General features: G+C 64.6%; 13 protein-coding genes and 1 pseudogene. 4 read left to right on the top strand and 10 right to left on the bottom strand.

Annotation, left to right across the window (positions count from 1 at the left end; all coding sequences use genetic code 11):
* Positions 1-47: 47 nt before the first annotated feature.
* The 3 genes from SO139_RS14635 to SO139_RS14625 form a co-directional block, all read right to left on the bottom strand.
* A complete protein-coding gene (locus SO139_RS14635; protein WP_449377501.1) occupies positions 48-509 on the bottom strand; it encodes a carboxymuconolactone decarboxylase family protein in 462 nt (153 codons plus the stop codon).
* Between the two features lie 20 nt (positions 510-529).
* The gene (locus SO139_RS14630; RefSeq protein ID WP_449377500.1) at positions 530-2146 is read right to left on the bottom strand and encodes an MDR family MFS transporter; all 1617 of its coding nucleotides are present in this window, start codon (positions 2144-2146) and stop codon (positions 530-532) included.
* A gap of 113 nt (positions 2147-2259) precedes the next feature.
* Positions 2260-3411: an HlyD family secretion protein gene (locus SO139_RS14625; RefSeq protein WP_449377499.1), complete on the bottom strand. Its 1152-nt coding sequence runs from the start codon at positions 3409-3411 to the stop codon at positions 2260-2262.
* Between the two features lie 140 nt (positions 3412-3551).
* On the opposite strand from SO139_RS14625, the gene SO139_RS14620 reads away from it, so the two are divergent.
* Both SO139_RS14620 and SO139_RS14615 read left to right on the top strand, forming a co-directional pair.
* Positions 3552-4460 carry a LysR family transcriptional regulator gene (locus tag SO139_RS14620; protein ID WP_449377498.1) on the top strand — a complete coding sequence of 303 codons (909 nt, stop codon included), beginning with the start codon at positions 3552-3554 and terminating at the stop codon, positions 4458-4460.
* A gap of 59 nt (positions 4461-4519) precedes the next feature.
* Positions 4520-5248, top strand: coding sequence for a helix-turn-helix transcriptional regulator (locus SO139_RS14615; RefSeq protein ID WP_449377497.1), 729 nt, complete (start codon positions 4520-4522; stop codon positions 5246-5248).
* 58 nt (positions 5249-5306) lie between these two features.
* Here the strand turns inward: SO139_RS14615 and iaaH are convergent, their stop codons facing one another.
* Both iaaH and SO139_RS14605 read right to left on the bottom strand, forming a co-directional pair.
* The gene (iaaH, locus tag SO139_RS14610; RefSeq protein ID WP_449377582.1) at positions 5307-6734 is read right to left on the bottom strand and encodes an indoleacetamide hydrolase; all 1428 of its coding nucleotides are present in this window, start codon (positions 6732-6734) and stop codon (positions 5307-5309) included.
* 178 nt (positions 6735-6912) lie between these two features.
* On the bottom strand, positions 6913-10344 hold the full coding sequence (locus tag SO139_RS14605; protein ID WP_449377496.1) for an indolepyruvate ferredoxin oxidoreductase family protein: 3432 nt from the start codon (positions 10342-10344) through the stop codon (positions 6913-6915).
* Between the two features lie 155 nt (positions 10345-10499).
* Here SO139_RS14605 and SO139_RS14600 point away from each other — a divergent pair, with 155 nt between their 5' ends.
* Entirely contained in the window at positions 10500-10955 is a 456-nt protein-coding gene (locus tag SO139_RS14600) for an Lrp/AsnC family transcriptional regulator (RefSeq protein WP_449377495.1), read from the top strand.
* 145 nt (positions 10956-11100) lie between these two features.
* Here SO139_RS14600 and SO139_RS14595 read toward each other — a convergent pair whose 3' ends face one another.
* Positions 11101-12468, bottom strand: coding sequence for an LLM class flavin-dependent oxidoreductase (locus tag SO139_RS14595; protein WP_449377494.1), 1368 nt, complete (start codon positions 12466-12468; stop codon positions 11101-11103).
* A 21-nt stretch (positions 12469-12489) separates the two neighbouring features.
* On the bottom strand, positions 12490-12696 hold the full coding sequence (locus SO139_RS14590; RefSeq protein WP_449377493.1) for a hypothetical protein: 207 nt from the start codon (positions 12694-12696) through the stop codon (positions 12490-12492).
* A 304-nt stretch (positions 12697-13000) separates the two neighbouring features.
* Between SO139_RS14590 and SO139_RS14585 the strand changes: the two are divergent.
* A pseudogene (locus tag SO139_RS14585) lies at positions 13001-17104 on the top strand (bifunctional diguanylate cyclase/phosphodiesterase).
* On the opposite strand, the gene SO139_RS14580 reads toward SO139_RS14585, so the two are convergent.
* The 3 genes from SO139_RS14580 to SO139_RS14570 form a co-directional block, all read right to left on the bottom strand.
* Entirely contained in the window at positions 17078-17419 is a 342-nt protein-coding gene (locus SO139_RS14580; RefSeq protein ID WP_498540180.1) for a hypothetical protein, read from the bottom strand. The pseudogene SO139_RS14585 and the gene SO139_RS14580 sit on opposite strands and share 27 nt — an antisense overlap.
* 370 nt (positions 17420-17789) lie before the next feature.
* On the bottom strand, positions 17790-18596 hold the full coding sequence (locus SO139_RS14575; RefSeq protein ID WP_449377490.1) for a WecB/TagA/CpsF family glycosyltransferase: 807 nt from the start codon (positions 18594-18596) through the stop codon (positions 17790-17792).
* The gene (locus SO139_RS14570; RefSeq protein ID WP_449377489.1) at positions 18589-20874 is read right to left on the bottom strand and encodes a GumC family protein; all 2286 of its coding nucleotides are present in this window, start codon (positions 20872-20874) and stop codon (positions 18589-18591) included. Before SO139_RS14570 ends, SO139_RS14575 begins: the two co-directional genes overlap by 8 nt.
* Between the last annotated feature and the right edge of the window lie 283 nt (positions 20875-21157).

Below are 21157 nucleotides of genomic sequence, written 5' to 3'. Positions count from 1 at the left end.
CGCTTTGCCCACCCTACGAGAATTGCCCGTGAGGGGCGTCCCGCCCCTCACGCCACCGACGCCTTCACCTTCACGGGATGGATCGAACGGAACGAGATCGCGAGCCGGTTCCAGGCATTGATCGTCGCAATCAGCATGGTCAGGTTCACCGTCTCCTCCTCGGAGAACTGCGCGCGGACCTGCTCGTAGACGTCGTCGGGTGCGTGCGTCTCGGAGATCAGGGTCACCGACTCGGTCCAGGCCAGTGCCGCGCGCTCGCGATCGGTATAGAGCGGGGATTCGCGCCAGGCATTGAGCAGATAGATGCGCTGTTCGGTCTCGCCGCGCTTACGTGCGTCCTCGGTGTGCATGTTGATGCAAAAGGCGCAGCCGTTGATTTGCGAGGCGCGGATCTTGACGATCTCGATCAGCGATTTCTCGAGGCCCGTCGACTGGATCTGGGTCTCCAGCGCGTTCAGGGCCTTGATCGTGTCGGGGGCAGCCTGGAAGAAATTCATGCGCGGCTTCATGGTCGTTCTCCTTGGTTTGGTCAGTGGGCTCCGCCCGCCGAAACATGGCCGGGCTTCTTCAGGAAGAGGGAGGCGATCAGCGCGACGATCAGCGCCGCGCCGAGCAGGTAAAAGGTGTCGCTGAAGGCGAGGATGAAGGCCTGCTTCTGCACGACATGGCCGATCGCGACATAGGCGCGGTGCGCCGCATCGGTGCGATCGACGACGCCGTGATTGACGAAATACTGGGTCAGTTGTTCGAGCCGCGTCCGGGTCGCCTGCTCGAACATCGAGACCGACTGCATCAGCACGTTGGAGTGATACTGCTCGCGCTTGGTCAACACGGTCTGCAACAACGCGATGCCGACGGCGCCGCCGAGATTACGCATCATGTTGAACAGGCCGGAGGCCGAGCCCGCATTCTCCGGCTCGATGCCTGATGTCGCGACCGCCGACAGCGGCGTCAGGACCAGCGCCTGGCCGATCGCGCGGACAACATTGGGCCACAAGAGCTGATCGGCAGCGTAGTCGCTGGTCATGTAGATGTTCATGAAGTTGGAGGCCGCGAACAGAACGAAGCCGATTCCGATCACGATCCGCGCATCGAAGCGCTGCATCAGGCGCGGCACCAGCGGAATGAAGAGAAGCTGCGGCAGCCCGGTCCAGGCCAGCACCATGCCGATCTGCTCGGCATTGTAGCCCTGGATGCGTGACAAATATTGCGGCAGGATGAACACGGAACCGTAGAGCGCGATGCCGAGCAGGAAGTTCGCCAATATCGCGAAGCCGAAATTGCGGCGGACCAGGAGGCGCAAGTTCAGAAGCGGCTTGTCGACGCTCAGCTCGATGATGACGAACGCGGTCAGCGCAACCGCAGCGATGACGGACAGCTTGACGATGAAGGGCGAGCCGAACCAGTCGTCCTTGTTACCTTCCTCCAGTACGGTTTGAAGCGCGGAGAGGCCGATCGCCATGGTGATGATGCCGGCCCAGTCGCCGTCGCGCAGCAGCGCGAGCTTCATCGGCTGTGGTTCCAGCGCGTACCAGAGCATGCCGAGCATGATCGCACCGGGCACCAGGTTGACGTAGAAGATGTACTGCCAGCCCAGATTCTCGGTGAGATAGCCGCCGATGGTCGGGCCAATCGCCGGTGCAAAGGTCGCCGACAGCGCGAACAGCGCGAGCCCGACGGGCTGCTTGGCGCGCGGCAACAGCGTGATGATCAGCGTGAAGGCCATCGGGATCAGCACGCCGCCGGTGAAGCCCTGCACGGCGCGCAGCACGATCATCTGCGGCAGGTCCTGCGCCAGCGCGCAGGCGGCTGACAGGATCAGGAACAGCACCGCGTTGGTCAGCAGGTAGACGCGGATCGAAAACACCTGCGCGAGCCACCCGGAAAGCGGGATCACCACGATCTCGGCGATCAGATAGGAGGTCGAGATCCAGCCGCCATCGTCGATGCCGGCGCCGATCGCGCCCTGGATATCGGCGAGCGAGGCGTTGACGATCTGGATGTTCAGCACCGCCATGAAGGCGCCGAGGGTTGCGCCGATCACGGCGATCCAGGTTTTTGCAGAAACGGCCGGCGCGAGGGGCGCGGCTGGAACCGGAGTGGATGCAGTGGACGTAGCGGTGAGGGCGGGTTGGAGCGTGCTCATGGAAGCCTCGTCTCGTTTACTGAGACAGGATGCATTAGGCGGATGGTTTCGATAATCGCGGAAGTTTTGGAAGGATCGTCCGGCAGAGCTTGATAATCGGCGAAGAGGCGGCCTCAGCCGCCGTTCGCGCGCACGGTAGTGTCGGCGACGCGCTTGCCGATGTCACGCTCGGCCAGGACGGCCTGCTTGGTGTCGACGGTCGGAACCGCCGACATGCCCGGGCGTAACAGGCCGCTCAGGCTGTGGTCGTCGAGCACGATCTTCACCGGCACGCGCTGCACGATCTTGGTGAAGTTGCCGGTGGCGTTATCGGGTGGCAGCAGCGCGAATTCGAGGCCACTCGCCGGCGACAGGCTGTCGACATGGCCGCGCAGCGTCTGATTGCGGAAACTGTCGATTTGCAGTTCCACCGGCTGGCCTGCGCGCACGTGGGTGAGCTGCGTCTCCTTGAAGTTGGCGATGACATAGACCGCGTCGAGCGGCACCACCGCCATCAATTGCGTGCCGGCCTGCACGAGTTGGCCGACGCGCAGCGAGCGGGCACCGACCGTGCCGTCCACCGGCGCGGTGATCTCGGTGTAGGAGAGATTGAGCGAGGCCTGCTCCGCGACCGCGCGTGCGCGCTCGAGCTGCGCAACGGCCTTGGCGCGCTCGGTGGTGAGCACGTCGACCTTGCGCTGCGCCGCCAACAGTCCCGATTTGGCGTGCTGCAATTGCGCATCACTGGCGCGGAGCGCGGCATCGGTCTGCTGCGCGCGCTGGATCGTGCCGGACCCCGACTTCATCAGGTCGTCGTAGCGCGCACGCTCCTCCTGCGCGAATTTCAGGTTGGCCTCCGCCGCGGCGACATCGGCGGTGCTCTGTTCGATAATGGGCTGCTGCAGCGCGATCTGCGCATCGAGATTGCGCACCGAGGCCTCGCCGGCGGCGACGTCGGCGCGGGCTTGGTCGAGCGCAGCCCTGAAATCGCGATCGTCGATCCGGGCCAGCACCTGACCCGCTTTGACCTTCTCATTGTCGCCGACCAGCACCTGGGCGATGTAGCCGGAGACCTTCGGCGCGATGATCGTGGAGTCCGCCTTCACATAGGCGTCATCGGTGGATTCGAGATAGCGCCCGGTCGTCAGGTAGTCGTAGGCAAAATCGCCGGCCGCCGCGACGCCGAGCGCCAGAGCGAGCGCAATGGCTGCCCGCTTGATTGCCCGGCGCGAGGGACGAAGCCGGATTTTCGCAGTCGGTTCAGAAACATAAGCGGTGGTCGACATGGCACTCTCCGGATCTCCGGGCGTCCTCTCTGGGAAGCTCGCCCTCGTTGGCTGCCAATGTGCGCTGTCCCATCCGTTGTGATAATCCACGAAGAACTGGAAGCATTATCCAGCCGCAGCGGATAATCGGAGCCTCGATCATGGACCGCTTCACCAGCCTCACGGCCTTCGTCCGGGTGGTCGACAGCGGCGGTTTCTCAGCCGCCGCCCGCCGGCTCAACATGTCGACGACCATGGTGAGCAACCACGTCCAGGCGCTGGAGGACCGGCTCGGCGTGCGCCTCCTCAACCGCACGACGCGGAAAGTGAGTCTCACCGAGATCGGCCAGGCCTATTACGACCGCTCGACGCAGATCCTCGCCGATCTCGAACAGGCCGACGATATCGCAGGCGCGCTGCAATCGACGCCGCGCGGTACGCTGCGGATCCACTCCGCCACCCACATGGTGCCGTTCGTCGCGCCCGTGGTGGCCGAATTCCTGTCCGCCTATCCGGAGGTGAAGGTCGATTTGCGCATGGGCGAAGCCAATATCGATCTGATTGCGGAGGGATTTGATCTGGCGCTGCGCATGACGTCGCCGCCGGATTCAAGCCTGATCGTTCGCAGCCTTGCGACCTGGCGGCACGTGCTGTGCTGCTCGCACGCCTATATCGAGGCGCGCGGACGCGTGCAGCAGCTCGAGGAGCTAGCGGAGCACAATTGCGTGCGTCACCTGAACTATCCCTTCGACGAGTGGCGCTTTCTCGATCGCAAGGGAAACCCGGCATCGGTTCGCGTATCCGGCACTCTCATGACCAACAGCGGTGAGGCCTTGCGAACCGTTGCGCTGCAAGGCGCCGGCATTTGCCTGGCGGCGGGATTTTTGGTGCACGACGATCTCGAAGCCGGCCGCCTGGTTCGCCTGCTGCCGGAATTCCGGCCGATGGAGCTGTCGATGAACGCGGTCTATCCGCATCGCCATCATCTGTCGGCGAAGGTCAGGACCTTCATCGACATGCTCGTGCATCACAGCGCCGAGCAGCAGAAGCTGATCAATCCCTACGCCTGACGCGATTGATGGTGAAGCCGGTTCCCCTGCTCAGATTTGCCCGTTAGACTGGTGGCGCCATGTACGTCACCGCTGCAGAGAGCAGGGGCCTCGCGCGCATCTTCGGGCTGTTGTCCGAGGACATGGCGGAACGCGACGTCCGTGAAGCGGTCGGACATCATCTGCTCGAATTGCTGCAGGCAGATTACTACGCATCTTTCGTCTGGCAGGCCGCGACGAAGACTTTCGGCAAGGCCGTGTTCCTGCACATGGATCCGAAGAACCTTGCAAACTACGACGCCTATTACCAGTACCACGATCCCATCACCTTCAAGCTCCAGGCACGCCGTGAAGCAACTCTGGTGACGCAGGTGATGCCGCAACGCGACCTCATGCGCACGGAGTTCTTCAACGACTTCCTCGCCCGCGACGGTCTCCATTGGGGCGTCAACGCCTATACTTTTGCCGGCAATCGCAACATCGGCGATGTCAGGATCTGGCGCGGCCGTATGCGGGACAATTTCGACGTCCATACGCTGGAGTTGCTGCGGCTGATCGAGCCGGCATTCACGGGAGCGCTCGTCCGCGCAAACGGCGGCGCCGTGGAGGGCGGTGCATCACCGGTTCTCAAGCTCTCGGTTCGCGAGTTCGAAATCGCGCGCATGATCGGCGATGATCTCAGCGACAAGGAGATCGCCCACCGGCTCCAGGTCGAGGTGTCGACGGTCCGCACCTATCTGAAGCGCATCTTCGAGAAGCTCGGCGTGCGCCGCCGCAGCGGCGTCGCCAGCCTGCTGGCAAGGCACTAGCCTTAAGGCACTAGCCTCAAGCGCGATGACGATTCATCCTGATCCCATCGCGCTTTGATCAGTGCGTCGGCGCCGGCAGCCGCCCGAACACCTTCTCCATCGCCATTCCGATCGCGAGCAGCCGGCGGTCGCTTCCGGCGGGCCCATCGAGCTCGAGACCAACTGGCAGCTTGCTCGAAGCGCCCAGTGCGGCCGGAATCTGGATGCCGGGAACACCGGCATTGCTGCCGGGATCGGTGTTCTGGATGAAGAGCAGGAAATTAGGCAGGCTGCTGGAATCGGGGTTCGCCTCGATCGCGACTTCCGGCGTGGTCGGGAAGGCGATCGCATCGAGCCTGTTCTTCGCGAAGGTGTCGCGATAGAGCGCCTGGAGCGCCGGACGAGCTGTTTTCATAGCCGCGTCGTAGACCGGCTTGCCATCAACAACCGTGTTGTCGGGACCAGGCAATTTGTGCGGGATCACCAGGCCATCATAGGTGCCTTTTACATCGGGACTTGCAATTTCCTTGGCCAGCGCTTCGATGGTGATGCCGGTGCCGGTGTGCTTGAGATAGGCGACCATGTCTTCACTGGCCTCATAGATGGCCACGGGGAAACTCACTTTGCCGTTGAGCTCGGCGAGTTGTGGCATCTCGACATCGACCACGGTGACGCCCTGCGATTTGAGCTTGTCGATCGCCCCTTTGAAGGCGGCATCCGTATCGCCGTCGAGATTGGCCTGCATGGTTTTCACGACGCCGATACGCACCTGCTTCAGATCGGCGGGAGCGATCGCGCTGCCGCCGGCGATGACACGGTCGAGCGCCGCTACGTCCCTGATGGTTGCCGCCATCGGGCCCGCAGTGTCGCGGGTGTGGGAGATCGGCGCGATGCCCCCTTGCGGATAGCGTCCGACGGTCGGCCGCAGCGACGCACAGCCATTGAGCGCGCAGGGGATTCTGACCGATCCGCCGGTGTCGGTGCCGAGGCCTGCGGTCACGATCCGCGCACCGATCGCGGCGGCTGTTCCAGACGAGGAGCCGCCGGCGATCTTGCTGTTATCATAGACGTTGCGGACGCCGGGCTCGGCGCCGGTTTTGAAGCCCCCATTGTATCCGGAGATGCCGAAGGCCAGCTCGTGCATGTTGGTCTTGCCGATGATGATCGCGCCGGCTGCGCGCAGCCTCGCCGCGACGGCAGCGTCCTTCTTCGGCATGAAACTCTTCAGCGCCGGCGTGCCGGCACTGGAGGGCAGTCCGGCGACCTCGATATTGTCCTTGATCACGATGGGCACGCCGCCAAGCGGCTGGCACTGGCGCTTCCTGGGCCGCGCATCGAAGGCCTCCGCGGCCTTCATGGCGCCGGACTCGTCCAGCGTGATGAAAGCATTCAGATTGGGATTGGCCCTGGCGCGGGCAAGCGTTGCCGATGTCAGCGCCTTGCTCGTGACCTTGCCTGCGCAGATGTCCGCTGCGGCCTGGGTCATCGTCAGATGGTCGAGATCGATCGCTTGCTGTGCGAGCGCGGGCGCCGGCAGCACGGCGACAGACAGGATGAGGCTGGCGATGGTCGAATTCAGCGAAACAGTTCTGCGTTCCATGCGGCTCCCCGTCGGCGAAGGTGACCGCCGGAGCTTACCTCAGGCCGAGGACGGTGCCTGTCCTCATTTTTGTGGACGCCGCGCCTCAGGCTGCCCGGGCAGATGCCGGCTGCGCCAGCAAGGATGCGACCTCGGCCTTGACCTTCGTGGTTGCTGCATCCTTCACCGGCCCATAACCGCGAATGTCCATGGGGGCCTTGGCTATTGCCACAAGATCCGTCAGGGACGCAGTCTCGAGCTTGCCGAGCAACACGTCGATCGTTCTCTCGTACCAGGTGATCAGTTCCCGTTCCGCGCGCCGCTCGGCGGTGTAGCCGAACGGATCGAACGGTGTGCCGCGCAGTGTCTTCAGCCGTGCGAGCACGGCAAGCGGCATCTGGATCCACTGCCCGAAAGTGCGCTTGCGCGGCCGCCCGCGCGCGTCGCGCTTTGAGGGGAGGAAGGGCGGCGCCAGATGATAGTTGACCCTGAAATCGCCGTCGAACTCGCGCTTGAGCGTGTCCAGAAAGCCGGTCTGCATGTGCAGGCGTGCCACCTCGTATTCGTCTTTGTAGGCCATCAGCTTGAACAGGGACCGCGCGACCGCATCGGTCAGCGCCTCGCTGCCGAATCTCCTCTCAGCGCTGCGCACCTTTGCAATCATTGCCCGATAGCGCGCCGCATAGCTCGCGTCCTGATACGCAGTCAAAAATTCGGCACGACGGTCGATCACCTGATCGAGCGTCTCGGCGACGGGAGAGCCCTCCGGCCTCGAGAGAAAATCCGGATCGGCCGCGGCGATGCGGCCCCAGGCAAATGCCTGCTTGTTGCGCTCGACCGCGACGCCATTGAGCTCGATCGCGCGCAGCAAAGCTTGCGGCGAGACCGGCACTAGTCCGCGCTGCCAGGCAAATCCGAGCATGATGATGTTGGCGTAGACGGCATCGCCGAGCAGACGCTCGGCCAGCGCGTTTGCGTTGATGGTGCCGAGGTTGCCGTCGCCGATGACCTGGCGGATCGCGTGCAGGCGGGCGGGCGAGGCGAGATCGGCGTCGCGGAAGCGGACGACGTCGCCGGTCGGCATCTCCGCCGTGTTGATCGCGGCGCGCGTGCCGCGGCGATAAGTGCCGGAGGCCTTTGGTGAGGAGCTGACGACGAGATCGCAGCCGATCAGTGCGTCAGTGGCGCCCTGATCGATACGTACCTGATGCAGCGCCTCCGGGCTCGCGGCAAGACGGATGTAGCTGAGCACGGGGCCGAATTTCTGCGCAAAGCCGGTGAAATCCAGCACCGAGACGCCGCGGCGTTCGAGATGCGCGGCCATGCCGATCAGCGCGCCCACGGTGATCACGCCGGTGCCGCCGACGCCGGTCACCAGGAGATCGTAGGGCCGATCGAGCGACGTGGGGGCCGGCAGGGGAAGCGTCGCCGCGCGGCCGATCGCGTCGATATTGCTCGCGGTCTTCGCGCGACGCGCGGCGCCTTCGACGGTCACGAAACTCGGGCAGAAGCCGTTGAGACAGGAAAAATCCTTGTTACAGGCCGACAGGTTGATCTGGCGCTTGCGGCCGAACGGCGTCTCCTTCGGCTCGACGCTCAGGCAGTTGGACTCGACCGAACAGTCGCCGCAACCTTCGCAGACGAGATCGTTGATATAGGCAAAGCGTTTCGGATCGGCCATCTGACCGCGCTTGCGCCGGCGGCGCTTTTCGGTGGCGCAGGTCTGCTGATAGATCAGCACGGAGACCCCTTCGACCTCGCGCAACTCGCGTTGCACGGCGTCCATCTCCTCGCGCGGATGGATGGTCACGCCGTCAGGTAAATCCGCGGGCGAGAACCGCGCGGGATTGTCAGACACCAGCGCGATGCGCGAAACGCCCTCGGCGCGGACGCTGTGCGCGATCGCGTGCACGCTGACGGGGCCATCGACCGGCTGGCCGCCGGTCATCGCCACCGCGTCGTTGAACAGGATCTTGTAGGTGATGTTGGCTTTCGCGGCGATCGCCTGCCGGATCGCCATCGAGCCGGAGTGATAGTAGGTGCCTTCGCCGAGATTTTGGAACACGTGCTTGTGGCCGGTGAACCTTGACGAAGCCGCCCAGTTCACGCCTTCGCCGCCCATCTGGATCAGCGACGAGGTCTCGCGGTCCATCCAGCTCGCCATGAAATGGCAGCCGATGCCGGCCAGCGCCTTGGAGCCTTCGGGGACTTTGGTTGACGTATTGTGCGGGCAGCCCGAGCAGAAATAGGGCGTGCGCGTCGCGCCGCTGACGGTGATCACGCGCTCTGCCTCCGGCGACAGCGCGGCCGCACGCGCGGCGAGGTTCAACCCCGGAAACATCGGGTCGAGCCGCCGCGCCAAAACGCCCGCGAGCGCGCGTGGCGACAATTCGCCGATCCAGGAGATCAGCCGCGCCCCTCGCTCGTCATGCTTGCCGACCATGCGCTCGGGTTTCGAGCCAGGATAATCGTAAAAATACTCCTTGAACTGGCTCTCGATGATGCCGCGCTTCTCCTCGACCACCAGGATCTCGCGCTTGTCCTTCACGAACTCCATCGCGTCGTGCAGCGCCAGCGGCCAGACCATGCCGACCTTGTAGATGTCGATGCCGATGCTGCGGCATGCGCCCTCATCAAGGCCCATCAGGCGCAGCGCCTCCATCAGGTCGAGATGCGCCTTGCCGGTGGTAACGATGCCATAGGTCGCGTGCGGGATGTCGTAGATGTGCCGGTCGATCGGATTGGCCTTTGCGAAGGCATAGACCGCGTGCTTCTTCGCCTCCAGCCGCTCCTCGATCTGCGGCCCCGGCAGATCCGGCCAGCGATAGTGCAGCCCGCCCGGCGGCGGTGTGAAGTCCGGCGTGCGGAAGAGGCGCGGCGGACGCAGCGCCACCGAGGCGCCGGATTCCACGATCTCCGAGATCGCCTTGAAGCCGACCCACATGCCGGAGAAGCGGCTCAACGCGTAGCCATATTCGCCGAACTCCAGATATTCGCTGACGCTTGCCGGATGCAGCGTCGGCATGAACCAGCTCATGAAGGCGACGTCGGACTGGTGCGGCATCGAGGAGGAGACGCAACCGTGGTCGTCGCCGGCGACCACCAGCACGCCGCCGTGCGGCGAGGAGCCGTAGGCGTTGCCGTGCTTGAGCGCATCGCCGGAACGGTCGACGCCGGGGCCTTTGCCGTACCAGAGCCCGAACACGCCCTGCACCTCGCGCTCGGCTTGCGTCTCGACCTGCTGCGAGCCGAGCACCGCGGTCGCGGCGAGATCCTCGTTCACTGCGGGCAGGAACTCGATGCGATCTCTCTTCAGGCGATCCTTGATACGCCATAGCTCGAGGTCGACGCCGCCGAGCGGCGAGCCGCGATAGCCGGAGATGAAGCCGGCGGTGTTCAGCCCCGCTGCGCGATCGCGCCGGGCCTGATCGAGCGCGATGCGGACGATCGCTTGCGTGCCCGTGAGGAAGACGCGGCCGTCCTCGCGGTCGTAGCGGTCGGAAAGCTCGTAAGCATCGAGTGATGAAATGGCGTCCATGGCGGACCTCGCGCGGCGCCCCTGCCGGATAGCCGAAGGTTAGTCCCCGATGGCTGGTAGATCTTACCTATTCATCCCGAATGGAGGGCGATAATTGGTAAATTTTTGCGTTACATACTCACTTATGGTAGAGTTACCCGTATTAAGAGGCTCCCATGATCGAAGAACAGGACTCGCGGATTCTCGCTTATCTCCAGAAGGATGGCCGCGCCACCAACCAGCAGCTTGCCGATGAGATCGGCATGTCGACCTCGGCATGCTGGCGCCGGGTGCGCGCGCTGGAGGAGGCCGGAATCATCCAGGGCTATGCGGCGCTGGTCGCGCGCGAGCGGGCAGGATTTGCAATGTCCGCGGTCCTCCATGTCTCGCTGGAGCGGCACGATGCAAAATTCGTCGATGAGTTCGTCGCGCGGGTGACGAAGCGCCGCGAGGTTCTGGAGTGCTTTGCGACGACGGGCGATGCCGACTATCACCTGCGCGTCGCGGTGCAGGACATGGCCGCCTACAACAAATTCCTCGACGAGTTCATGTTCCGGATTCCCGGCATCCGCTACGTCCGCAGCAACGTGATCCTGAAGGAGATCAAGACCGGCGTGGCGCTGCCGTTCTGATCGGGCTCTCGTAGGGTGGGCAAAGCGAAGCGTGCCCACCTCTTCTGTCGAGATCGCGGAAGGATGGTGGGCACGCTTCGCTTTGCCCACCCTACGGCATCCTGCCAAGACTCCTCGCGAACGAAGCGATTGCCTTTCCTCGTTCTCATTCCGCGGCCACGCGCGGCTGGGTCTTCCACGCGCCAGCGGCCGGACGCTTCAGCCCGAGATTGTCCCTCAGCGTCTTGCCGCGATAGTCTTTCTGGAACAGGCTTCGTCGCTGCAGCTCCGGCACGACGTGACGGACGAAGTCCGCATACGAGCCCGGGACGCAGGTCGCGGCGATGACAAAGCCGTCGCAGCCGCGCTCGATGAACATCTCCTCGAACCTGTCGGCGATCTCCTTCGGCCCGCCGACGATCGCATCTTGGACGCCGCCGCGGCCGGAGAATGTGACGAAGTCGCGCGCGGTCGGGTTGCTCTTGCCCGACAGCTTCAGTACGCCGTCGCGGATGCCGAGGATCCCCTGCATGCTCTTCAGCTCGTCGGTCGTGAGTGGCTCGTCGAGTCCCTTCGAGGCGAAATCATAGTTGAGAGCTTCGGCGAGCAGCGACAGCGCGTCGATCTGGAGTGGCAGCTTGTTGATCAGCGCCATCTTGTCTTCGGCTTCCGCCTTGGTCGCCCCGCAGACCGGTGTGGTCAGATTGCAGAGGAACATCGCATCAGGATCGCGTCCAGCCTTGGCGGCCTCATTGCGCACGGCTGCGTATCCGTCCTTGGCGCTCGCGAGGCTTCGCGAGGCGGTGAAAATGACCTCACCCCATCGTCCGGCAAAGCGCTGCCCGCGGCCGGAGGCGCCGGCCTGGATGATCACGGGATGGCCCTGATCCGAGCGTGGCACGGTGAACGGCCCGCGCGATTTGAAGAACGGCCCCTTGTGATCGAGCCGCTTCACCTTCGCAGGATCGGCAAAGCGGCCGCTCGCCTTGTCCATGATCAGCGCGCCGTCTTCCCAGCTATCCCAATGGCCGAGCACGACCTCCATGAATTCGTCGGCGCGGTCGTAGCGAGCGTCGTGCTCGGGATGGGAGTCCCTGCCCATGTTGAGAGCCTCGCCGTCATTGAGCGAGGTGACGACATTCCAGCCCGCACGCCCGCCCGACATCAGGTCGAGGGTGGCAAAGCGGCGCGCGACGTCGAACGGCTCGTAATAGGTGGTCGAGCAGGTCGCGCCCAATCCGAGCCTGTCGGTGACCATGCCCATGGTGGTCAGCACGATCAGCGGATCCATCTTCACGCAGCGGATGCCATGTTCGACGGTGTGGGCGTGATCGTTGCCGTAACGGTCCGGCATCGCCAGGCGATCGTCGAAGAACGCCATGTGGAACTTGCCGGCTTCGAGAATACGCGCGATCTCCTGGTAGTAGTCTGCCGACATCGAATCCGAACGAGAGTCCGGATGCCGCCACGAGCTCGGCAGATTGGTGCAGTTCTGCGCCTGAAGGAAGCCGACCAGTACCATCTGCCGCGTCATGCCGCCTCCCTCCGTTGACCGTCAGGCGAGACCGAATTCGCTGTCGAGCTTGTTGTCGCGCGCCAGGTCGCGCAGCTTCTCCCACGTCGCGTCCTCGACCGCGATGCCGTCGCGCAGTCGTTCGACGCAGCCGGCGGCAACCGCATCGGCCTCCTCGACGGATGCGCCCGCAGCCCGAAGCAGAGCGGCGCTGACACGCGTGAGGCGGTCGGCCTTGACGATCGGCATGGTGTTCCCTCGATGCCCGCCCTTGGCGGGCGTTGGCTGTTGAGGGCCATCGTCTCAAAGCGCAGGCGCGATATCAATCTCCCGTAAACCAAATCAGGGCTGCAAATTGGTAAAGGAGCCGTGCGCGGATGCCGCTGCTGGCGCGAAAGGCCGCGTCCACCGTAGTTTTGCGAATAGTTTCGCGCCGTTCGTTCGCAGCTCGTTCACTCTGATTGCGGGTTTGCAAGCAGCAATAACGACCACTTAGGCGGTCGTCGCCGATAAAGTCCCGGGAAAACGGCAGGAATGCCCGGGAGTTGAGACCTTGCAGACGACCCTCGCGCGCACATTTGCAGCGTTGAGTGCCATCAACGAAGCCATCCTGTATGCGAAATCGCCGGACGAGCTGTACCAGAAGGTCTGCGACGCCGGGTTTTCGAGCGGGGATTTCTTGGCGGTCTCGGTGTTCCTGCTCGAGCCCGGTGGCCGGCGGCTGCGCTTTGCGGCCGGCCGCGGTGAGGACGTCCCCCGGCTGAGGTCGATCAACATCACCGTCGAGGAAGGAACGCCGGAAGGATCAGGCGTCGGTGGCGAGGCTTTCCGCACGCAGCGACTGTGCATCAGCAACGATTTTCTGAACGACGTGCGTTCGCTGGCCTGGCGCGAGGGTGCCGTCAAGGCCGGCGTTCGTGCGGCCGCGGCCTTGCCGCTGATATGTAACGGCAAGAGCGTCGGCGTGCTGTTCGCCACCCGCACCGAGGCCGGATCGCTCGACGAGCAGATGGTCTCGCTGTTCACGCGCATGTCCGCCAACATTTCCTATGCGCTCGAGAATCTCGAGCGCGAAACGGCACGCGTTCGCGGCGAAAAGGCGATGCGGCGGCTGAACCGCATGTTCAGCGCCATCAGCGCGACCAATGAAGCCATCCTGCGCGCCAAGACCGAGCTCGAGCTGTACCAGCTCGTATGCGACGCCTCGGTGCACAGCGCCAAGTCGATTGCGACCATCGTCCTGCTTCGCGAGTCGAATTCGCACTGGTTGAAGCCGGTGGCCGGAACGGGCGAGAATCTCGATCTCGTCACGCAGGCGCACTACTCGACAGATCCGGACAATCCGTTCGGCCGCGGCATTTCCGGCGAGGTGTTCCGGACGCAGAAGCCGGGCGTCGAGGACGATCTCGCCAGCCGCACCAAAGGAACGCCCTGGGAGCAGGTCAATGTCAATACCGGCAGCGCGGCTTGCGTCGCCGCGCCCCTGATCAAGCGCGGCGACAGCGTCGGCGTAGTGCTGTTCTTCATCAGCCGGTCCTGGGCGAAGGACCAGGAGATCGTCGGCCTGCTGCTGCGCATGGCGGAGAACGTATCCTTTGCGCTCGAGAATTTCGGCCGCGACGAGGAGAAGGCGCGGATTGCCGAAGAGGAAGAACGGCTGGCGCGGATGTATGCCGCGCTCAGTGCCACCAATGAGGCGATCATACGGGCACGGTCGCGCGCCGAGCTGTTCGATCTTGTGTGCGAGGCCTCGGTGCACGGCGCCAAGTTCGGCTCGACCACGATCGCACTCGCCGATCGCGACACCGAATTGCTGCGCGTCGTGGCCTGCGTCGGCCCGAATGCAGACGAGGTGCGGACCTTCAAATTCGCGATCTCGGAGCAGGTCCCGGAGGGAAGGGGGCTGACCGGGACCGCGTTCCGGACCGGAGCGGCTTGCGTCAGCAACGACCTTCTCGCCGACGATCGGATCAAGCCCTGGCACGAGAGCGCCCGCCGCATCGGCATCAAATCATCGGCCGCGCTGCCGCTGCTCAATGACAGCCGCACGGAAGGCGTCTTCCTCTTCAACTCGCTGTAGAAGGGCACGTTCACGCCCGAACTCGTCGAGCTCCTGGAGCGGCTCGCCAGGAACGTGTCGTTCGCACTGACAAATCTCGACCGCGCGGAGGAGAAGGCGCGTGCCGACAAGCAGCGCGACAGGCTAAGCGGCATGTTCGAGGCGCTGTGCGCGACGAACGAAGCCATCATGCGCGTCAAGACGCGCGAGGAGCTGTTCGAGGTGGCCTGCCAGGCCGCCGTCCTCGGCGGGATGTTCGCCTCGACCACCATCGGTCTCGTGGATCCCAAGCATGAAGTTCTCCGTGTCGTCGCTGCCAAGGGGCGCAAGCACGAGCGAATGCTCGGTCGCACCTGCGTCATCTCCGCCGATCATCCCGAAGGCCACGGCCTGATCGGCACGTCGGTGCGGACCCGGCGACCATGCGTGATGAACGACTATCTGAACGATCCGCGCTCCGAGCATTGGCGCACCAAGGCGAACGAGGACGGCACCCGCGCGGCGGCGAGCTTCCCGCTGCTGCGCGCGGGTCGCGAGCCGATCGGTGTCCTGCTGTTCCTTGCGCCCGAGGAAAACACATTCACGCCCGATCTCGTCGAGCTGCTCGAGCGCCTCGCGGAAAACGTCTCCTTCGCGCTGGACAATTTCGACCGCGCCGAAGAGAAAGCTCGTACCGAGGAGCAGAAGGAGCGCCTGACGCTCATGTTCGCGGCGCTGAGCGCGACCAATGAAGCGATCATGCGGGCGAAGTCCCGTGCCGAATTGTACGAGCTGGTCTGCCAAGCGGCGGTGCTCGGCGGCAAGTTCACCTCGACCACCATCGCACTTGCCAGTGCCGACAGCGACCAGCTCGAGATTGTGGCTACCGCCGGTCCCTCCTCCGGGACGACGCGGAACGTCAGGCTGTCCATCGACGCCGCGCGTCCCGAAGGCCGTGGCATGAGCGGAACGGCGTTCCGCACCCGGCAACCCTGCATCAGCAACGACTATCTGAACGACAGCCGGGTCGCCGCGTTCCATGCCATCGTTCGCAACGACCGAGCACGGTCGGGCGCCGCATTCCCGCTGATCGCACACGATCAGACCGTTGGCGTCATGATCTACATGTCAACCGAGCACGCGGCGTTCACCGGCGAGTTCGTCGAGCTGCTCCAGCGCCTCGCCGACAACGTTTCCTTCGCGATGGAGAATTTCGATCGTGCCGACGAGAAGAACAAGGCCGACGAGCGCATCGAATATCTGGCGTCCCATGACAGCCTGACCAACCTGCCGAATCGCGAGACGTTCAACGCGCTCTTGCGCGCGGCGATCGATACGGCGCAGCGTCACGAGCACCGGTTTGCCCTGTTGTTCATCGACCTGGACCGGTTCAAGGTCATCAACGATTCGCTCGGCCATGAGGCGGGCGACCTGTTGCTCCTCGAAGTCGCCGATCGGCTGCGCAGCGCGCTGCGGACGAGCGACGTGATTGCGCGGCTCGGCGGCGACGAGTTCGTGGTCATCCTCGACCAGTGCGGCGAGATCGACGACGTCCAGGGCATTGCAACCGGGCTCCTGACGGCCCTGGCGCGGCCGATGGAGCTTGCCGGTCACGAGTGCCACACCACGGCCTCGATCGGTATCGCGATGTACCCGGCCAACGGCGCCGACGCGCAGACGTTGACCAAGAATGCAGACATGGCGATGTACCTCGCCAAGGAAGACGGCAAGAACGGCTACCGTTTCTTCTCCAAGGAAGTGAAGACGCAGTCGATCGAGCGGCTTTCGCTGGAAAGCGCGCTGCGCCGGGCGCTGGAGCGCGAGCAGTTCGCGCTGAACTACCAGCCCAAGGTGGACATCGAGACCGGCCAGATCACCGGCGTCGAGGCGCTGCTCCGCTGGACGCATCCCGAGCTCGGCAGCATATCGCCGGCGCAGTTCATCCCGCTCGCCGAGGAGACCGGCCTGATCGTTCCGATCGGCCGTTGGGTGCTGAAGGAGGCCTGTGCGCAGGCCATGGCCTGGCAGCGGCGCGGCCTCTTGCCGCTGTCGATGGCGGTCAACCTGTCACCGCGGCAGTTCGCCGACGAGCACCTGTTGCAGGATGTCGACGAGGCGCTCGCGGCAAGCGGCATGTCGCCCGTGCTGCTCCAGCTCGAAGTCACCGAGAGCATGATGATGCGCAACGTCGGACGCGCATTGAAGGTACTCGACGCCGTCCAGAGCCGCGGCATTCGCCTCGCTATCGACGACTTCGGCACCGGCTATTCGTCGATGTCGCTGATGAAGCATTTTCCGATCGACACCATCAAGATCGACCGCTCCTTCGTGCGCGACCTGCCACATGACAGCGAGGACCAGGCGATCGCGCAGGCGATCATCAGCATGGGCAAGGCGCTTGGAATGACGGTGGTCGCCGAGGGCGTCGAGAATGCCGAGCAGGAGGCGTTCCTGCGGACCCATGGCTGTGACGAGATGCAGGGTTTTCTGATTGCCAAGCCGCTGCCGGCGCGGCAGATGGCCGAGCTGTTGCGACCCATGGCGCCGCCGCTCCAGCCCGGGCAGGGCGCAGACAGTGAGGCGCAGACCACGTCACGGCCGAAACGCGCTGTCGTCTGACGGCAGCGGGTGCAACTCGCGAATGGCGTGATCATCACCCTCGGACTTGCTTGGAAAATCCTGGGGCTCCGTCAGCGACGTCTGCTCGACGAACAGTGCGAGGATCGTGCGCGCGCCTTCGGCGAAGCTCGCACTTTCGCGCAAGCCAAGCGCGCAGCACAACGTGCCGCTCATCGGCTCGCTGTCGTCGACCACTGCCATGGCGGGCCCCCACCACCACGCCGGCGCCGGCGAGCGCTCCTCCTCGGGCACGGCGTGCCAGCGGACGAACTCCTCCATCACGCGCTCGAACTCCAGGCGTTGAGCCTGATGCATTGCTTGGTGCTCCCTGTTCCGCGCCCGAAAGCGGGCTGATCAGTTGAGGGCCCGGTGCCGGCCCTGCCGCGGTGAGAAAATCCGCTCGCGCAAATCTTCGCGAGCCATTCAAGCCGACCTCATCGTCGGCCCCGCGAGAAACAGGCGACTGGGCTTTTGCCAGTGCCGACCGCGATGGTGTGTTCTAGAGCATGATCCGGAAAAGTGTGAAGTTGTTGTTCGAATAGATCATGCTCAAACAATAACCTGAAGCGCGATGACGATTCATCCTGATCTCATGGCGCTTTGGCCGCCAAGACCGCCGCCGGGCAAGGTACGGGGTCTACGGATGCCCAACCCAGCTTAGCAGAAGCTTCGCCGTGCCGCCACGCTAGCGATTGAACGACTGCTTGCCGCTGAACAGGAGATAGAGCGCGCGGGGATTGGTGGTCAGATAGCGCCAGAGCAGACGCCGCGGCTCGAGCATTGTGCGCCAGGCCCATTCAAGCCCGATCGTCTGCATCCATTTCGGCGCGCGGCTGCGGCTGCCGGACAGGAAATTGAACAGGCCGCCGGCGGTCTTGATGACGCCGACATTGGTGAGATGTGGCGTGTACTCCTCGACGAAGGCCTGCTCGAAGGGGACGCCGAGCGCGACCCAGAGATAATCAGGTGCGAGCGCGTTGATCTCGTCGACCTTGGCCCGCAGCACATCGCCGCGCAGATAGCCATGGCTGTGTCCGACGATCTTCAGGTTCGGGTACATCTTCTGAACCCGGGCGACGGCAGCGGCGTTCTCGTCCTCGCTGGCCCCGAGCATGTAGAACGTCCGGCCGGCGGCTTCGGCCTTGCGGGCGACGACATGGAAGAGATCGGTGGTCGCGACGCGTTCGGGCAGCGGGAACCATGACTGCAGTTTGGAGGCCGCAACGAGCGGCTGGCCGTCGGCATTGATCAGGTCGGCGCCGCGGAACAGACGCTCGGTTTGCGGTTCGGTCGAGCAGCGCGCCAGCACTTCACCATTGGCGGAGGTCAGATACAGCGGGCGGCCGACGCGATGACGCGGGTCAGTCGCTTCGATCATGAAATCTGCGGTCGCTTCCAGGTCGAGCGCGGCCATGCGAAGACCACCGACGGTGATCCGTGGCACATCGGCGGTCGCGGTGCGTCCGACCAGATTGACGCGGCGCTCAAGCATATTGTTTGCCTCGCTGGCGCGATTGGGTCGCGGGATTGAGCTCGTTGAGGATGACGCCGACGAGCTTGCGTTCGGCACCGCCGAGCGCGGTAAGGATGTCTTCCATGGCATCGTTGATGTCGAGGTGGGTGGGCAGCACGGCCACCAGCGCATCGGCTGCGTCGAGCAGCTTGCGGTCATCGGCGGCGAGCGGAATCGCCGGCCCATCGAGAACAACGAGATCGGTGCCGCCTGCGGAACGTGCCTGCGCCACCGCCTTGCGGATGGCATCAGTGGCCTTGCCGGCATCGCCGTCGGCGACCGGCAGCACTGAAATGCCGTTCGCGGTCTTGATCTCGCGTGAAGCCTTGCTGCCGATCGAGAGCCAGCCGAACCGGACCGGCTCGCTCTCGCCGGGGCGGTTGATCTTGCTGGAGAGCTTGCGGTCCTGGTGATCGGTGTCGATCATCAGCACGCGCGAGCCGTCGCGGGCGGCGGCGAGCGCGAAGTTCAACGCGGCGACGCTGCGATCGCCCGTCGCGTCGGCGCCGACGATCGCAATCACCGGCATGGCCTTGCCTGCCGCATGCCGCGTCGCTGCGGCACGCATATCGCGCATCGCGTTGATCAGCGTCGTCAGCGGGAATCCGGGACGCAGCGTCGGCCAGCCCAGCCGGGTGAGGTCGACCGTATTGCCGACGGCGAGGATGGCGCCGAGCGTGCGCAGGACGTCGGCTTCCTGCAGGCGCGCGATCAGCGGCTTTTCGACCAGTGTCAGCGGTGGCGCCTGTGGCGTCGGGGCATCGTCGACCGATGCCTTGGGAGCCATCGGTGCTGCCGTGCGCTCGCGGCGGGTCGGCTCGGGCTCCGCCGCGCCGGCGGACAATTGCCTGGCGGCGACGAACCAGCCGGCGGCGGCGAACGAGCCGAACACGAAGCCGATCATGGCGAACAGGCTCATCCCCGGCGGGAACGAACGTCGCTGGGGCACCGTGGCCTCGCCGATCACGCGGGCGGCCGACGTGTTCAGGCTTTCCTGCTCTTCCGTCTCGCGCGAGCGCTTCAGGAAGGATTGATAGACGTCGCGGCTGGCCTCGGCCTCGCGCTCGAGCTCGCGCAGGCGCACCGCGGCCTGGCTGAGCTGCACGCTCTGTCGTTTCTGCGTTTCCAGCGCCCGGTTCAGCGAGGCCTCGTAGTCCCGCGCGCGCGTCAGGTCGTTTCTGGCGGCCTGGGCGAAGCGGTCGATTTCCTCGTTGATGGTGCGCTTGAGATCCTCGACCTGCTTCTCGGTCTGGCGCAGCGCCGGGTGCCGCGGCCCGAGCTCGGCGGTCTGCTCCGCGTATTTCTTGCGCGCATCGGCATATTGCGCGCGCAAATTGGCGATGGTCGGCGATTGCAGGGCCTCCGGAATGGCTCCGGCATCGGTCGCGGCGCGCCGGCTCGCCTCGATCTGGTCGTAGCGCGCCTGCGCGTCCAGTGTCGCCGCGCGTGCCGCGGCAAGCCGCTGGTTGCTGGCGGAAAGCTGCTGGTCGCTGATCAGCGTGTCCTGGGTGCCGACGAAATTGTTCTGCGCCTTGTAGGTCGCCAGCGTCGTCTCGGCCGTACGCAGCCGCTCGCGCAATTCCTTCAGCCGGCCGGACAGGTCGTTGGTGGCGCGCCGCGCCGCCAAAGCCTGCGAGTTGCGCGATTCCGTGAGATAGACGTTGGTCAGCGTATTGGCGAGCATCGCCGCCTTCGCCGGATCGGTCGACCAGACCTCGACGTCGACGATGAAGCTCTTCTCGGTCTTGCGGATCGTGATGTGCCGGTTCAGCGCTTCGAGAGCGCCAAGCTGAATTTCCCTGTTGTCGGCGGCGGAGGGAGCGCGGCCCTGGAGACCGATCAGGCCAAGCAGCGACGACATCAGGCTCCTGCCGTCGCCGCCGCCGAATTCGGGATCCTTGTCGAGATTGGCCTGCTGGATGACTCGCAAGAGCACGCTGTTGGAGGTGATCAGGCGCGCCTGGCTCTCCACAACCATGGACATGCCGGAAACGTCCTGGGCGCGCGGCGTCAGCTCGCGATCGACGAGTTGCAGCTCGCGCGGATCGACATAGAGCTGGGCGGTTGCGGTGTAGCGGGGCGTCAGGCTCTTGCCGACGGTGACGGCGAGGCTCGCGCCGATCAGACCAGCGGCTGCGATCGCGGCCTTGCGCTGCCAGAGCAGATGGACGAGCTCGAGCACGTTGAAGCCGGCCGATGGCGCGGGCTGCCCGACGTCTCGCTTCGATCGCTCTATCGGCTGGTCATAGTCAAGCATGATCCCCAGCTTTCACTCCAACTGCCGCAGGCTGAGGGGCTACTCTTCGGGTTACGCGATGCGCCCCTGATATAGGCGCTGAACAAACGCAACAGGGAAAATTAACCATACTCATTGAGGGACTATTCACCGAAATGGCAAACAAAGCGTTTAAGCGCATGCGAGCGCGTGGCGCGTCGTTGTGACGCTTCCAGCGCCGCAGTCCCCTGGAGATTAACGGATCGTTACCGTGCACGCCGTGGAGCATGCACGCGTCCGACGGCGCAGCCTTGCGGGCAGGGCC

It is taken from the genome of Bradyrhizobium sp. UFLA05-89 (assembly GCF_059803475.1).
Note: the sequence above shows the minus strand (reverse complement) of the source record. Positions and strands in the feature narration are given on the sequence as shown.

Excerpts from the sequence above, each read along its gene's own strand:
- SO139_RS14635 (WP_449377501.1), bottom strand. The coding sequence starts at position 509 with ATGAAGCCGCGCATGAATTTCTTCCAGGCTGCCCCCGACACGATCAAG.
- SO139_RS14630 (WP_449377500.1), bottom strand. The coding sequence starts at position 2,146 with ATGAGCACGCTCCAACCCGCCCTCACCGCTACGTCCACTGCATCCACT.
- SO139_RS14625 (WP_449377499.1), bottom strand. The coding sequence starts at position 3,411 with ATGTCGACCACCGCTTATGTTTCTGAACCGACTGCGAAAATCCGGCTT.
- SO139_RS14620 (WP_449377498.1), top strand. The coding sequence starts at position 3,552 with ATGGACCGCTTCACCAGCCTCACGGCCTTCGTCCGGGTGGTCGACAGC.
- SO139_RS14615 (WP_449377497.1), top strand. The coding sequence starts at position 4,520 with ATGTACGTCACCGCTGCAGAGAGCAGGGGCCTCGCGCGCATCTTCGGG.
- SO139_RS14605 (WP_449377496.1), bottom strand. The coding sequence starts at position 10,344 with ATGGACGCCATTTCATCACTCGATGCTTACGAGCTTTCCGACCGCTAC.
- SO139_RS14600 (WP_449377495.1), top strand. The coding sequence starts at position 10,500 with ATGATCGAAGAACAGGACTCGCGGATTCTCGCTTATCTCCAGAAGGAT.
- SO139_RS14595 (WP_449377494.1), bottom strand. The coding sequence starts at position 12,468 with ATGACGCGGCAGATGGTACTGGTCGGCTTCCTTCAGGCGCAGAACTGC.
- SO139_RS14590 (WP_449377493.1), bottom strand. The coding sequence starts at position 12,696 with ATGCCGATCGTCAAGGCCGACCGCCTCACGCGTGTCAGCGCCGCTCTG.
- SO139_RS14580 (WP_498540180.1), bottom strand. The coding sequence starts at position 17,419 with ATGCATCAGGCTCAACGCCTGGAGTTCGAGCGCGTGATGGAGGAGTTC.
- SO139_RS14575 (WP_449377490.1), bottom strand. The coding sequence starts at position 18,596 with ATGCTTGAGCGCCGCGTCAATCTGGTCGGACGCACCGCGACCGCCGAT.
- SO139_RS14570 (WP_449377489.1), bottom strand. The coding sequence starts at position 20,874 with ATGCTTGACTATGACCAGCCGATAGAGCGATCGAAGCGAGACGTCGGG.